This is a genomic window from Lyngbya sp. CCY1209, from assembly GCF_055795065.1.
Window position 1 is genome coordinate 1 of record NZ_JAYFER010000500.1, and the last position, 14,289, is coordinate 14,289.

14 protein-coding genes, 1 tRNA gene and 1 pseudogene are annotated in these 14,289 nt (G+C 57.1%); 7 read left to right on the forward strand and 9 right to left on the reverse strand.

Going from position 1 to position 14,289, the window contains the following annotated elements; translation table 11 throughout:
- Positions 1 to 641: 641 nt before the first annotated feature.
- From mutL to AC0QHF_RS15940, 3 genes are all read left to right on the forward strand, one after another.
- Positions 642 to 2,351 (forward strand): DNA mismatch repair endonuclease MutL, encoded by a 1,710-nt coding sequence (gene mutL / locus AC0QHF_RS15930; protein WP_324705216.1) that lies wholly within the window; start codon positions 642 to 644, stop codon positions 2,349 to 2,351.
- Between the two features lie 181 nt (positions 2,352 to 2,532).
- Positions 2,533 to 3,357: a SirB1 family protein gene (locus AC0QHF_RS15935; protein ID WP_324705217.1), complete on the forward strand. Its 825-nt coding sequence runs from the start codon at positions 2,533 to 2,535 to the stop codon at positions 3,355 to 3,357.
- A gap of 108 nt (positions 3,358 to 3,465) precedes the next feature.
- Positions 3,466 to 4,110, forward strand: coding sequence for an alpha/beta hydrolase (locus tag AC0QHF_RS15940; RefSeq protein ID WP_324705218.1), 645 nt, complete (start codon positions 3,466 to 3,468; stop codon positions 4,108 to 4,110).
- Between the two features lie 65 nt (positions 4,111 to 4,175).
- Here the strand turns inward: AC0QHF_RS15940 and AC0QHF_RS15945 are convergent, their stop codons facing one another.
- Complete coding sequence (locus tag AC0QHF_RS15945) at positions 4,176 to 4,634, reverse strand: SRPBCC family protein (protein ID WP_324705219.1); 459 nt, start codon at positions 4,632 to 4,634, stop codon at positions 4,176 to 4,178.
- A gap of 329 nt (positions 4,635 to 4,963) precedes the next feature.
- On the opposite strand from AC0QHF_RS15945, the gene AC0QHF_RS15950 reads away from it, so the two are divergent.
- On the forward strand, positions 4,964 to 6,619 hold the full coding sequence (locus AC0QHF_RS15950) for a mechanosensitive ion channel (RefSeq protein ID WP_324705220.1): 1,656 nt from the start codon (positions 4,964 to 4,966) through the stop codon (positions 6,617 to 6,619).
- Between the two features lie 103 nt (positions 6,620 to 6,722).
- Here the strand turns inward: AC0QHF_RS15950 and AC0QHF_RS15955 are convergent, their stop codons facing one another.
- The 4 genes from AC0QHF_RS15955 to AC0QHF_RS15970 all read right to left on the reverse strand — a co-directional run bounded on the left by AC0QHF_RS15955 (position 6,723) and on the right by AC0QHF_RS15970 (position 9,670).
- Entirely contained in the window at positions 6,723 to 7,391 is a 669-nt protein-coding gene (locus AC0QHF_RS15955) for a DUF3318 domain-containing protein (RefSeq protein WP_324705221.1), read from the reverse strand.
- 154 nt (positions 7,392 to 7,545) lie between these two features.
- On the reverse strand, positions 7,546 to 8,367 hold the full coding sequence (locus AC0QHF_RS15960; RefSeq protein WP_324705222.1) for a radical SAM protein: 822 nt from the start codon (positions 8,365 to 8,367) through the stop codon (positions 7,546 to 7,548).
- Between the two features lie 31 nt (positions 8,368 to 8,398).
- Positions 8,399 to 9,196 carry a CPBP family intramembrane glutamic endopeptidase gene (locus AC0QHF_RS15965; protein ID WP_324705223.1) on the reverse strand — a complete coding sequence of 266 codons (798 nt, stop codon included), beginning with the start codon at positions 9,194 to 9,196 and terminating at the stop codon, positions 8,399 to 8,401.
- Positions 9,197 to 9,256: 60 nt separating this feature from the next.
- A complete protein-coding gene (locus AC0QHF_RS15970; RefSeq protein WP_324705243.1) occupies positions 9,257 to 9,670 on the reverse strand; it encodes an AbrB family transcriptional regulator in 414 nt (137 codons plus the stop codon).
- A gap of 109 nt (positions 9,671 to 9,779) precedes the next feature.
- On the opposite strand from AC0QHF_RS15970, the gene AC0QHF_RS15975 reads away from it, so the two are divergent.
- On the forward strand, positions 9,780 to 10,031 hold the full coding sequence (locus AC0QHF_RS15975; protein WP_324705224.1) for a hypothetical protein: 252 nt from the start codon (positions 9,780 to 9,782) through the stop codon (positions 10,029 to 10,031).
- Between the two features lie 420 nt (positions 10,032 to 10,451).
- On the opposite strand, the gene lpxD is transcribed toward AC0QHF_RS15975, so the two are convergent.
- Positions 10,452 to 11,495, reverse strand: a complete 1,044-nt coding sequence (lpxD, locus tag AC0QHF_RS15980) for a UDP-3-O-(3-hydroxymyristoyl)glucosamine N-acyltransferase (protein WP_324705225.1) — start codon at positions 11,493 to 11,495, stop codon at positions 10,452 to 10,454.
- 47 nt (positions 11,496 to 11,542) lie between these two features.
- Entirely contained in the window at positions 11,543 to 12,028 is a 486-nt protein-coding gene (locus AC0QHF_RS15985; RefSeq protein ID WP_324705226.1) for a universal stress protein, read from the reverse strand.
- A 497-nt stretch (positions 12,029 to 12,525) separates the two neighbouring features.
- Here AC0QHF_RS15985 and AC0QHF_RS15990 point away from each other — a divergent pair.
- Positions 12,526 to 12,900, forward strand: a pseudogene (locus AC0QHF_RS15990) (group II intron maturase-specific domain-containing protein); the annotation flags it as partial.
- A gap of 149 nt (positions 12,901 to 13,049) precedes the next feature.
- Positions 13,050 to 13,325, forward strand: coding sequence for a hypothetical protein (locus AC0QHF_RS15995; RefSeq protein ID WP_324705228.1), 276 nt, complete (start codon positions 13,050 to 13,052; stop codon positions 13,323 to 13,325).
- Here AC0QHF_RS15995 and AC0QHF_RS16000 read toward each other — a convergent pair.
- Positions 13,280 to 14,110, reverse strand: a complete 831-nt coding sequence (locus AC0QHF_RS16000) for a TrmH family RNA methyltransferase (RefSeq protein ID WP_324705229.1) — start codon at positions 14,108 to 14,110, stop codon at positions 13,280 to 13,282. The two genes, AC0QHF_RS15995 and AC0QHF_RS16000, sit on opposite strands and share 46 nt — an antisense overlap.
- Before the next feature lie 81 nt (positions 14,111 to 14,191).
- Positions 14,192 to 14,275: transfer RNA gene (locus AC0QHF_RS16005), tRNA-Leu, on the reverse strand.
- Positions 14,276 to 14,289: the final 14 nt, after the last annotated feature.

Below are 14,289 nucleotides of genomic sequence, written 5' to 3' on the forward strand. Positions count from 1 at the left end.
AACGGCTTTTCTATAAGGGTTTGAAAATTTCTGACCCCATTTCAACTGTAACCACGTGAGCGCTCGTTGCTATAATTGTGAAGTTAAGAAACCAGACGCTTAGGAGTGACTAGAAATGAGGGATAAGAAATGAGGTTTCTTGTCCCGATGGGGGTGCGATCGCCAAGGGTGTGCGTATGTCTCAATGATGGGGAAGGAAGGGGAAGGAGTTCTAACAGACAATTCCTGCTCGTATGTCTTCCGAAATGGTCTTTTTGATAAGCTCGGACTGCTTCTCTATCGGTGTCTCGGCCTTGGACACTGAGTTCCATGGGGATCAGTTGTTTCCACGGGGCTTGAAGTTGTCGTCAAACATGGACTGTGAATCCATCGATGCTCTCCTCTCCAGTCTCGGCTTTTTTTACCTTTGCCCGGTTCCCCGAACTCCCGTCCGGCGAATTTAAAAACTTGGAAACCCGATGTCACTTTAAAATTTTCATCGATTTTTTTCTGAATTTCAAATATTTTTTTTATGAATGCGATCGCGCCATTCGCGGACGACGATCAATCCCAAAATGTGCTAAAATTAATTATAGAATCAGCCTGACTAATTTGTGTATTCAAATTCCCAACTGCACCGCTCACCCCAATTGTTCCCAGCCTTGAATTCGATCCGGACCTTACCCGAGGATGTGGTCAACCTGATTGCCGCCAGCGAAGTGATCGACTCCCTCGCGGCAGTCGTGCGGGAATTGGTGGAAAATGCGTTAGATGCCGGAGCGACCCGAATTTCCGTCTACCTGTGGCCGGGACAGTGGCGGGTGCGGGTGGCGGACAACGGCATTGGTTTGGACTTGCCCGACTTGGAACGGGCGGCGATGCCCCACAGCACCAGCAAAATTGCCGATATCGCCGATCTCTCCAAAATTTCCAGTTTGGGATTCCGGGGGGAAGCCCTCCACAGCCTCGCCCAGTTGTCCGACCTGGAAATTCTCAGCCGCCCCCGCGTGCCCTCCGCAGAGGGTGGCGGGTGGCGGGTGGTGTACGATCGCCAGGGAGAACCCCAGACCGTCGAAGATGCCGCGATCGCGCCCGGTACGGTGGTGACGGTATCGAACCTGTTCGGCCCGTGGGAAACCCGCCGTCAGGCCCTCCCGAGTCCGTCCCAACAACTGCGGGGGGTGCAACTGATGTTGCAGGCGATCGCTTTGTGCCACCCCCGCGTCACCTGGCAAGTCCACCAAAACGATCGCCCCTGGCTGCAGTTCGGGCCGGGAACCAGCGCCCGCGAGATCCTCCCCAAATTTATCAAAGGGGTGCGGGTCGGAGATCTGCAATATTTGAAAGTCCAGTTAGCTGAACCGCCCCGGGAGGAATCCCATGGGAAATGGGATGATAGCATCCCGATGGAATTAGATGTCACCGTGGGACTGCCCGATCGCTGTCACCGCCGCCGCCCCGACTGGATCAAAGTGGCGGTGAATGGGCGGATGGTGCGATCGCCGGAGTTGGAACCGACGCTGCTATCGGCCTTTGCCCGCACCTGTCCCCGCGATCGCTACCCGGTCTGTTTCGTCCATTTACACATTCACCCCGCCTTCATCGACTGGAACCGCCACCCCGCCAAGGCGGAAATTTACCTGCACCACCTCGAACACTGGCAGGAACAAATCCGCGCGGCGATCGAACGGACGTTGCACTTGAACCCGGACACCCTCGCGGGGGACGAAACGCGGATGGAAAAATTCTTGCGGGTATCCGAGGGCGGGGGAAATTATCGCACCCGCCCCACCCCCCCGGACACGGTGGAGGACGGGGGCGGACTCGCCGTCCTCAAATTGCGGGCTCTCGCCCAGGTCCACAACACCTACATCGTCTGCGAACACCCGGACGGGTTATGGTTGGTGGAACAGCACATCGCCCACGAACGGGTGATTTACGAGGAATTGTGCGATCGTTGGCAACTCGTCCCCCTCGACTCCCCTATCATCCTGCAAAACCTCTGTTCCTCCCAGTTGGAACAACTCGACCGCCTCGATCTGGAGGTCGATCCCTTCGGGGAGGGGCTGTGGGCCGTCCGCAGCGCCCCGGAACCTCTGGCGCGGCGGGACGACTGCGCCGACGCCCTCCTGGAACTCAGTTCGGGTGGCGACTTGCAGTCGGCCCAGGTGGCCACCGCCTGCCGCACCGCCATCCGCAACGGCACGCCCCTGGATCTGGCTGAAATGCAGGGTCTGCTCGATCGCTGGGTGCGAACCCGCCACCCCCGCACCTGCCCCCACGGCCGCCCCATCTTCCTGCGGTTGGACGAATCCTCACTGTCCCGCTTTTTCCGCCGCCACTGGGTGATCGGCAAAAGTCACGGAATTTAGGGACTCGGGCGGGACAGATCTCACCTCCTCGGGCCAGACGTGGTAGGATTCTAATTTAGAAATCCTTCCTTGAGAGTGATGCGAGATTCGGGGCCAGATGAAATGATGAACCCCAACCGCAGTATTGAACAGGGGATTGACAATCATTGAACCGATCGGCTGGCGCTTTGAATTGAACGCGATGGATGGGTCTCTGGCCAAACAGCATTTTCACCGGGAAGTCAGCCAGCCTGACGGGCAGATCGACCTGGCAAAAGCCGCCCTTTACATGGCCCAGGAATATCAGCCCCCTTTCGAGGTGGATGCCTATCTCAACGCCCTGGATACGATGGCGACGGAGGTGTCCGAGCGACTTCCGGAATCGCGATATCCCCTGCGGGTCATTCGGACGATCAACCGCTATCTGTTTGAAGATTTGGGATTTCGGGGGAACCGCACCCAGTATTACGACCCGGAGAATAGTTTTTTGAATCGGGTTATCGATCGCCGCACGGGAATTCCGATCGCGCTGTCTTTGGTGTATCTGGAAGTGGCCAGACGGGTCGATTTTCCGATGGTGGGGATCGGGATGCCGGGACATTTCTTGATCCGGCCGGAGTTCGAGGATGCGGGGATCTATGTCGATGTCTTCGAGGGGGGGGAGATTTTATTTCCCCAAGATTGCGAGGCGCGACTGTCCCAGGTTTACGGACAGCCGGTGAAATTGCAACCGGAATTTCTGAATCCGGTGGACAACCGCCGCTTTTTGGGGCGGATGCTGCAAAATCTGAAGGTGATTTATATGAATGGCGGGACGTTGGAGGCGGCTCTCCAGGTCGTGGAGCAGATGTTGCTGTTATATCCCGATGCCATCACTCAACGGCGCGATCGCGGTATCCTCTGCTATCAACTCGGCCGCCGGACCGAAGCCCGCCGGGATTTGCAAGATTATCTCGACCGACTTCCAACCGCTCGGGATGCTGGTATAATTCGGCAGTTGCTCGATCGGATGGACTCGGATATTTGAATCTTTGTATCTGAGACGGTTCGGGGAACTCTTGAACAAGTCTGATAGACGTATAGATCATCGGTTGAGGACGACTCAGATTAATTCTTTGATGTGAGGAACGAACATATGAATTTTTCGTTTGAAAATTGGCGATCGAGGCTTGGCAATCCCTTTGGTCTTTTGACTCGGGGGGTTTCCCAGTATATTTCCTTAAGTTTGGTCGCGGTTTTGGCAATTGTCGCGAGTCTGACTATCTTCGGTAGCCGTCCGGCACCGGCGATTGAAGAACTGAGATTAATCTACGGACCGGCGAGTATTTCTTTGGAATTTCAGGATCTAGAAACCTTTGCCGAAACTGGAGAAGAATCGAGCCAACTGCGATCGCTATTTACCCTGGCCGAACTCAATGAGGCGCAAATTTCCGATTTCCGCCAAGCTCTCAATTTCGGCTTCAACGTTCCTCCTGATATCGTGAATACGCTGCTCGATTCGAGTTACGGTCGGCTGGCGGTGGGGGCGTTCAGTCTGTTCATTGAGGCGGGGAGTGAAGTTGACGATATTGCCGACGACGTATTGGCTGCATTTCGGGCCACCACCCGAGATGGCCGATTGACGTTCTTGGAGGTGATCGGCGGATTCCAGGGCATTGACGTGATTACGGTGAATGTCAGCACGTTGATCGGCATCTACAATGACATCGTTGATTTCGGAGAACAGGCGATCGAGTTTTTGCGGGCTCAGCCTGAAATCCGGGAACTGATTTGTCAGTAAGCGATCGCAATCACGAACGGACATTCCCCCGGGGCGATGGCAAGCGATCGCCCCGGGGGTACCGTTCATGATCGCATCCCCTGCAATTCTTCCGCCACCCGCTTGAGTCGTCGCAACTGGGCTTCCATGTCAGCCTTCGTCCAGGGGGCGGCAAACCGGTTGAATCCGAAGGCGATCAGGGGGTTGGGGATCTCGAACTCGAATCGGTTCACCAGGCGGGTTCCCTCGGGTTCGGGTTGGCATTCCCAGCGATCGCGCCCCCGGAAAAATCCCTCAAATCCCCACACGATCAACCCGGGCTCCCGCTCCACAACCACACTTTCCAGGGTGGGTTGGACGATCGGAATCTGAATGACAAACCGGGATCGCGCCCCCACGTCGGTACTCCATTTTCCCACCGGATCGCAGCGGAGAGCGGGGTTGAGCCACCGGTGCATCAGTTCGCGATCGGTGATGCAGCGCTCCACCGTCGTCGCGCCGGCTCGGATCTGAATGAATTGTTCAAAAACTTGACGAGATGACATCACTACCTTCAAGCTATATGCAGATGTTATATGCCAGATAGGCTAACACCTCATCTGGACGCTAGAAACCTCGCCAGCATGAGAATGCCCTAGGGTTTCGATTTCGTATCTTAAAAAATACCGACATCTAGCCGAGATCCCACCTGAATCCGATCAAAAGGATTCGTCAATGTGGAGGATCTGACCCTCGGAGTCGGTGAATGCGATCGCCCCCCCCTTAGAAACTCGGATTGAAATTTTAGAAATCTAGTGCAATTCTATCTGGGGGGGATGTCAAGGGATTGTCATCCCGCCACATTCTAAACGTCAAGAACCAACCCCAGAAAACTATGATTGAAACTTGGTGCATACTCCCACCGCCGGTGGGAATTGAAATACCGACCCTCTCTCATTTGAGCTTGGCTCAGGAGACAACGACCGGCGATCCGATCAGCGACTTGACCCGCACTTTGGGTTTCCAAGGGACGTCCCTCGTCGATTTGGGAATCGCCCTCGGGATTCTCATCATCGGCTGGTTAATCGCCCTGTTTGCCGGCTCAGTCACCAAAAATTTGCTGAAAAAAACCGACCTCGACAACCGACTGGCCAATTGGGTCGGCGGCTCTCGGGAAGATGGCGAATCCCTGCCGGTCGAAAAATGGGCGGGGAGTGCAGTCTTCTGGATTATCTTTATCTTTGCCATCATCGGTTTCTTAGATCAGTTGAAGTTGACTTCAGCTTCGGCCCCCCTGACCAATCTGCTCAACGAAATCACCGGCTACGTACCCAAAATATTGGGGGCGGTCGGCCTGCTGGCCCTGGCTTGGATACTGGCGACGATCTGCCGGGCCCTGACCATTCGGGTCCTCGACCTGTTCAAGCTCGACGAACGCCTGAACCAGCAAGTTGGGGATACGGCCGAGACTCGGAACCAATTTTCCCTGAGCCACACCCTGGCGAATGCGGTGTACTGGTTCATTTTCTTGCTCTTCCTGCCGATGATTTTGAGCGCCCTGCAACTGTCGGGGTTGCTCGAACCGGTGGAGCTGATGATCGGCCAAATTCTCTCGAGTTTGCCCAATATCCTGAAGGCGCTGCTGATCGGCGCGGGGGGTTGGCTGCTGGCTCAAATTGTTAGCCGCATCGTCACCAACCTGTTGGCAGCCGTGGGATTCGATCGCTTCGGCAGTCGTTTGGGTTTGGAGCGGACGATGGGGAACACGTCCCTCTCGTCCATCGCCGGTACCATCGTCTACGTCCTGATCCTGATCCCGATCGCCATTTCCGCTTTGGAAGCGCTGCAAATTGAAGCCATTTCCAATCCGGCGATCTCGATGCTCGAGCAGATCTTCGACATCATCCCCGAAATCTTCATTTCGGTCGTGATTTTGGGGGTCGCCTACTTCATCGGCATTTTCGTCCGCGATTTAGTCGCCAACCTGCTCACCAACCTCGGCTTCAACAACGTCTTCGTGTGGTTGGGCCTGCAACCCCAAAGTCCTCCCGCTCCCCCCCAAGAGGCGGGAGAGCCGGAAGCGGCCCTCCCCCCCAAGGAGCCGACGACGAAGCAAACCCCCTCGGAAATCGTCGGGATCGTGGCTTTCGTGGGCATCATGCTGTTTGCGATCGTCACTGCGACGGATATTTTGGGCCTGACTTCTCTGACCCTAATTATCGAACAGCTCATCGTCATTGCCGGCCAGGTGTTGTTTGCCGCGGTGATCTTCGCCATCGGCCTGTACTTCGCCAACTTGGCCTTCGGCCTGATCTCGAGTTCGGGTAATCCCCAGGCTAAACTCCTGGCCCAAGGTGCCCGCATCGCGATCATCATCTTCGTGGGGGCGATGGCACTCCAACAAATGGGCATTGCCAGCAACATCGTCAACCTCGCCTTCGGATTGCTCCTGGGCGCGATCGCGGTAGCCATCGCCATCGCCTTCGGTTTGGGCGGTCGCGACGTGGCGGCTGAACAAATTCGGGAGACGATTTCTCGATTCCGGAAATAATTCCCGGTTTTTTTGAATTCACAATCAATACCAGCCGTTTGCCTTCGGTGAAACTGGGGGACAAACGGCTGGTTTTTTGATGGCAAGGAATCCCGGCGGGGATTTAACCGTAAATTTTCTCGGAACTCGAAGACGGTTCGCGATCGCTCCCCTTCACCCGCGCCTTGGCTTTGGCCGCGCTGCGCTTGAGGGCCTGCAGGCGGGCTTCGTAGCGGGCGCGCTGGCGCTTTTTGGGTGTCTGGTCGATCAGGGTCTTCAGGGCGCTTCCCAGGCTCTTGTAGGCGTTGGGGAGGGTGTATCCGAACCGGGAGGCGATGGCGATCGCCTTTTCGTCGGCCTCGATCGCCTCGATCATCGTCCGCTCCCCGTTATTTTTCTGGTAGAGCCGATAGCCGGACACCCCACACAGGGCCAGGGCCAGGAGCAGCAGCAATCCATCTTGAACCCACAGCTCTCCGACCGCGCCCCCCAAACCGATCGCCAGGGCCGCCATTTCCCAGCCGTCCCGAGGAATCGTATCGTTTTGAATGCGGGCGACTTCGTGCCAAAACAGCAGGTTGCGCTGGTCTAAGGCCAGTTGCTCCCACTTGACGAGATCGATTTGGATTTCCACCTGATCTTTGCCAATTTCTTCGGAGCGAATCAGCAAGGGGTTAACTTCAATGGTTTTTTCCACCGTGACCCAACTCTGCAATTCGGGGGGCAGCAAACTTTTCAGTCGCCGGAGTTCGCTCATTTCAGATCGGGCGGTCGAGGTTGCATATGATGTCATAGTTCCGGCTCGATGCAGTTATTTCAATCAGAGAGTGATCTCAATCAAACAATTGTTGTTGACTTTACCGATCACATTTTGACACATTCCTCAACCCAATTGCGGAATTCTTTTGTCGGGGTCGGCATCTCGGCATCAAAATACCCTGAGTCGCCTAAATTTCCGTCGGCACCGGTGCAGTTCTCACGGGGATGCCGGTGGCTTGTCCAATTTCTTGGGCGAAGTCGCGCAAAATTTGGGGATCGACGCAGCGGAGCGATCGCACCTCGTAGGGGCGCTCGGCCGCCGAAGAGTGATTTTCCCGCCCGTCGAGTTGGCGTCGGACGGGTTTGGGGCGGGTGGGGGTGTTGAGTTGAATTTCGGCCGGGGCGATGGCTCGCACCTGGCGGATATATTCGGCCCGGGTCGATTCGTCCCACGGGGAAAGGATCATGGTTTGCAAACCCAGTTCTCCAGAATATTCGTCCCGAAACGCCTGGATTCCCGCCAGTAGGTCCGCCCAGTGGATGCCGGGGACGGGGCGATCGATCCGCCGCAGCAGGTCGGCGTCGATGCCGTCCCACTTCACGGACACCCGATCGGCGATCGCCAGATCCGATCGCACCCCGCCATGATTGAGGAGGCTGCCGTTGGTAAGAACCAAGCTGGGGCGGCCGGTGAGGGTTTTGATCGCGGTCAAAATCTCCCGCAGGTTGGCGGCCAAGGTGGGTTCCCCGCTGCCGCTGAGGGTGACGACATCCACATCAGACCAGGGGGCGAAGTCTTCCAGGGCCGCCAAAATGCGGTCGGTGGGGACGTAGATGGCGCGATCGCGGGTTTTGCGTTCGATTTCCCCGAGTTGGCAGTAGACGCAGTTGAAGGAACAGGTGGAGACGGCGCCGATGGGGTCGATCCCGAGCGATCGCCCGTATCGCCAGGATGACACGGGGCCGTAAACGGGGGTGAAGTCTGTGGGGGATGAAATAGAAGTGTTCATAATTGCTCCTTCGCCGGGGCGGTCGGAATCCTCACTTCAGATGGTAGACGATCCCCAACAGACCGGCGACGGCCAGCAGCATCAGCCCAGCGGCTACCCCGGTCAGGGGTCGGGCGATATCCCCCGTCACCCAAGCCGGGACGCGGCCGGTGGGTCGGGGGAATCCGGCGGTTTCTCGGATCGCGATCGCCCAGATCCAGCCCCCGTGCAGGCCGACAGCCAACCCCAAGTCCCCCCCGCCGGCGATGCGGGCCAGGGTCAAAACCATCCCCAGCAGCCACAGTCCCGGCAGTTGGGCGATCGCCTCTTTCGCCCCCCAAATCAAGTGTCCGAGGGCGAACAGGAGGCTGGCGATCGCGGCCGCCGCCATGAGGGGGAGGGCGGACTGGAGTTGTTGCTGCACGAACCCCCGAAACACCAGTTCCTCGGTGGCTCCCACGGCCAGAGCGATGCCGGCGACGGGAAGCAAGCTGGGGATGGCGTTTTTGAAGGGCGTCGGGGAGGGTGGCTCCGGCCATTCGATCCATCCCGCCCCCCCCTGGACGCCGTATGACACGGCGGTGCTGAGAACGGCCGCAGCCCAGCCGAAGGCCAGGGCGATCCAAAAAGAGGCGTTCGGACTCATGCCGTAGTCCGGCAGGGATGCGCCCGTCACTCGGGCCATGCCCCAAAGCAGCAGCCAAGCCATCGGGTAGAAAAGGGCCAGACCGATCAGTTTTTGTCGAGTTTCCAGGGGTTGAAGGGGACGCCAACCGCCCGCGATTGCGCCGAGGGCCACCGTCGGCAACCCGAGAACGGCCCAAATGAGAAAAAAGGCGACCACTTGCATCCCGGGGGCCTCGACAAACCCCGAAGACTCGACGAACGACGACAATTTTCCCAAAGCCAATTACTCTTCCTCGCCGCCGGCGTGAGCTTTTCCGGCTCCATTTTGTTGGTTGTCTTCCACCTGGATCAGATGAATGTGTTTGTATCCGAGTTTGATCTCGAACTCGTCGCCGGCTGCGAGTCCCATTTCTTTGGTATAGGTGGAGCCGATCACGATCTGACCGTTTTTGTGGACGCTCACGGCGTAGGTCGGTTCGCGGCCGCGGCCGTCTTTACCACCGTCGGCGTTCAAGGGAATTCCCCGGGCTTCGAGCAGGGCATCGTAAAAGGCGGTCAGGTTGACCCGCACCTGGCCGTCTTTTTCGGTGTAATACCCGCACAGTCTCGCCGTTTCACGGCGGGGCGAGTCGGAAAGCTCTTTCACTTTTTGAAGCAAAGCCTTTCCGACCAATGGAGTTGGGGCTGGTTTTGACATCATCGAAATCCTTTCCCGATCGGGAACATTGATTAAATAGATTGATCCGTTTTTGGTCTTATAAAAAATAATATAGACTTAAACTAATAATTTTGACAAACTCAATTTTTTGATCGCCCATTTCAGCGAGATGCTGGTGGCGCAGATTTTCCCTCGGGTTGGCTTTGACAGAATCCCCGGAACTCAGCGAACGATCGGTCTGAAAATCTCGAATTTTTTCGGAATCTCGATCGCGGTCGATGGCGTTTTGGAATGGCATTTTTCGGGCGAGTCTGTCGGCTCTCCAACGAAGATCTGCGGAGGAAGAAAATTTTTGAAGATCCTGAAAAGCCTATCATATCAACAGTTGGGCGATTTTTGAGAGGATTGTCAATCGGTCGCTCTCCTGGCCGTCTCTGATCGAAACGACACCCCCATCGGCGGTGGTGATTGCGGAAAATGGACAGGCGGCCCGTTCGAGATCGTCGCCCAGCGCGCCACTGAAAATTGGTCGCGATCGCCGTTATTATCGAGCGATTCCATCGGAGGATATCGACACCAAAAAGTTCTAAAAAAACCTGTTACAGATCGCCTCGAAATCACCGTATTATCGCCGTTACAATCGCCTCCAAAATTCCCAGCGATCGCCGGGTCGCCCGGGCTGGCTTCCCGCCTCCAAACCGGGTGCATCTACTCGCGAACCCGAGGTCCCCGGGTTCGCGATGCACCCGCCGTGCCGGCGTCAAATTTTGAACAAATGTTCTATATATAGCAGTGAGCGCTATTCCCGAGAACCGCTTTCTCACGGCCGGAAGTGCCGTCGCAGTTCCTTGAGGGTTTGATACATTTCGGGGAGGCGTTTGCGAATCGCCGACGTTTTCAGGTACAGCTTATTGGAGATGGCGGGGGAGTCGGACACCACCTCCCCCGGTTTGACATCACCGTGGATGCCGGATTGGGCCGTGGCGATGGCGCCGTCGCCGATTTTCGCCCGGTTGGCGACGCCCACCTGGCCGGCGAGGATCACGCCGTCGCCCACCGTGACGCCGCCGGCCAACCCCACCTGGGACGCGAAGGCGCAGCCCCGGCCGACCCGACAGCCGTGGCCGATTTGCACCAGGTTATCGATTTTCGTGTCGCGGCCGATGCGGGTTTCGCCGACGGCGGGGCGGTCGATGGTGCTGTTGCAGCCGACGCTGACCCCATCTTCGAGGACAGTGATGCCGGACTGTTCCATTTTGAACCAACCCCCCGGGGTGGGGACGAACCCGAAGCCCTCTGCCCCGATCGCCGCGCCGCTGTGGATGGTACACCCGGCGCCGATTTGGGTGCGCTCGTGGATGGTGCAGTTGGCGTGGAGGACGGTGCGATCGCCGATCGTGACCTGTGGATAGATGACGACGTTGGGATGGATGCAGACCCCGTCGCCGACGGTGACTCCGGAGCGAATGACGACGTGGGGGCCGATGTAGACCCCGGAGCCGAGTTGGACGTCCGGGGCGATGGTGGCGCTGGGGTGGATCTCGGGTTTGGGGTGGTAGGGTTGGTAAAACAGGGCGATCGCTTCGGCGAACAGCAGGCGGGGCAGCTTTGCCGAGATCCAAGCCAGTCCGCGATCGCCGGCCCGGGCCTGCAACGCTTCATCGACGGGCAAAATCACGGCCCCGGCCCCGGTGTCGTCCAAATAACCGGCGAATTTCGGTCCTTCGATGTAACTGAGGGTGTCCGGGGTCGCCCGGTCGATGGGGGCCACCCCGTGGAGGATCGGATCGGGGGCATCCGGAACGTCGAGGCTGTGGGCGACAATTCCGGCATCCAACTGTCGCAGCAAATCGCTAAACTTCATATCGGCGTATATGATCGATTGATTCGGTATTTTCCGATTCTATCGGTCTATGTCTCGCCCAATTGAACGATCATCACCGAGCAGGGCGCGTGGTGGACCACATAATTGCTCACGCTGCCCAAAATCAACTCGCCGAGTCCCGAATGTCCCCGCCGGCCCATGACGATCAATTCGGCCCCCCAATTTTTGGCCTGTTCGCAAATGGCCCGTCCCGGCTTGCCGGGGATTTGGTTGCATTCGGCCCGCACTCCCTCATTTCGGGCGCGGGTGGCGTAGGCTTGCAACTGCTCCGAACCGTGTTGGGCGAACTCCCGCCACTGACTTTGGTAGGCTTCGATATATTGGGGGTCGATCATCTCGTAGTAACTCAACCCCACCCCCCCGCTCATGGCGGGAGTCCCCTCTTCGTCCGGCGAGAGGACGTGCAGCAACATCAGGCCGGCGTCGGCCGCTTTGGCGATTGCCAGGGATTTTTGCAACACGTTTTCGCCGTACTCGGACATATCCACAGCGACTAAAATTTTTTGAAACATGGCGATCGCTCCCACTCTTGATAACAGTTCAATTGAAAAAAATGGATTTTAATTTCGATCCGGAGTCCGATCCCATGTCTGCGGCTCCGATGCTTCGGGTTCAATTGTAAGAAAGGTTCCCGTCGATTTTTATCATACTATTGATTGAAAATTCGCGACTTGTCGCCGCATTTCGCCGCGATGGCGGAGGGCGGGAGTCGAGTGCGGATGGCGACCCGGAACGATCGCGGGTTGATTGGAGTCCGTGAGGGCAATGTAGAATAGAAGTTTGAGTGCGATTCGTTCGGGAACGAAATCGGGCTAAAATGCCTGAAATAACCTCCCTGCAAGGCTTTCACCCCCTCGGGTGGAGATAAGGGGCGCACCCCTGACCCACCTTATAACTGTCTGTATGTTCCAAAGTTTGGTATCACACGATACTAAATGAGGTCGGAACTCTCAGGGTCAAGGAAAAATCGACAATACAAATTCCTTACATAAGGAATTTGTCAAATAAGAAACCAGGAAGAGGAGTAAGTAAACGACTAGGCTTCAAAACCCATATCAAACCGGACAAAGAAGCAATTAAAGCCCACATCGAAAAGGTGAAAGAGGTAATTAAGAAACATAAAACAGCACCTCAAGCCGCCCTGATTAAACAACTCAACCCCATCATTACAGGATGGGCAAGGTACTACTCAGGGGTAGTCTCCTCGGAGATTTTCGGAAAGCTGGATGAAATACTCTGGCAACAACTGCGGGCATGGGTAGTATCACGATGCGGAAATGCCAAATACAAAACGCTCAGAAAATACTTCCGAACAGGAATGGCAAAACTGAGCAACGGGGATGAAAGGAAGGACCAGTGGATTTTCCAAACCAAGGATGGTCTGTCGCCGTCCGACGACGGGAAGTCATCGACATTGTGGGAAATTCCTGTTGACGACGGTTGGCGGGATTTTGCCGTCAGGTCCCCTCACAAGTCTCAAATCCGATCTCGGAGAATTTTGCCGTCGAGTGCCACAAGGTCAAGGAGTCGATCATGACGGATAAACAGCAGCGCGATAATATGCGTCGTCATGCTGCCGAAGAGTTTCTCAAATCCTATCAAAAGCAATTGCTCGACTCGTTTCAAGAAGATCGGGATTTATCGACACCCACCCCGCCGCCGGAATTTCAATCCGAACAGGTCGCGGACGACACCCCCTGCGAACCCATCAGCCTGTCGGAACTCGAAGCGGCCATTTCCGACATCGACCAATTTTTGGAAAGTCAGCAGCCCGACGTCTCGGAATCGGACGATTTGGAGAACGGCTGATCGAGCTCGGCGACCTGTCGCTGGCGTCGCGCTTCGTATAGGATCAGCGCCGCGCAGGTGGCGACATTGAGGGACTCGACCCCGTTGAGGAGGGGGACGCGGACGCGGTGATCGGCCAGGTCTGCCAATGGTTCCGAGAGGCCGGCCCCTTCATTTCCCAACACGATCGCGGTGGGTTTTCGCCAATCCAAGTCCCAGTAGCTCAGGGGGGCGTCGGGGAGGGTCGCCACGATTTGGATGCCCCGTTCCCGGCAGTCGGTTAGGGAAGCTTTCAAGTCGGGATGCACAGCGATGGGGAGGCGAAACCAGGCGCCGGCGGAGGCCCGCAGCACTTTCGGGTGGTCGCGATCGACGCTATCGGCGCTCAACCAGAGTCCCTCGACGCCGGCGGCGGCGGCGGTGCGGATCAGGGTGCCGAGGTTGCCCGGATCTTGCAGGGTTTCCAGGACGAGTCCCAGGCCCCGGATGGGGGCGGGAGTTTCCGGCGCCCGGGGGGCGACGGCGACGACACCATCCGGGTGGACGGTGGTGGTCATGGCGGCCAGGACGCGATCGCTCACCTGTTCGGCGCGGCCGGCGGTGCGGACGGCCCAATCCCACAGTTCCGGGTGTCGCTCCCCCCACTCGGGGGTACAGCAGACGGCGGTCGGGTGCCAGTCCGTGGCGCGGCATTCGGCCAACAGGTGAGTCCCCTCGAGCAAAAACGAGTCCTGCTCCCGTCGTCCTTTGGCCGCGTGCAACTTCTTAAATTGCTTGACCAGGGGATTTTGGAGGCTCGTGAGCATGGGAGGGGGTCCCGGGTTGGGTTAATTTGGAAAAGAAGAAAATCGGGAAAATCGGGTCGATTTTCAGCTTTTGGTTTTGAATGCGGAACCCGGGACTTGAACCCGGAAGTCCTTGCGAACACTAGAACCTGAATCTAGCGCGTCTACCAATTCCGCCAGTTCCGCTTAATTGTTTTGCA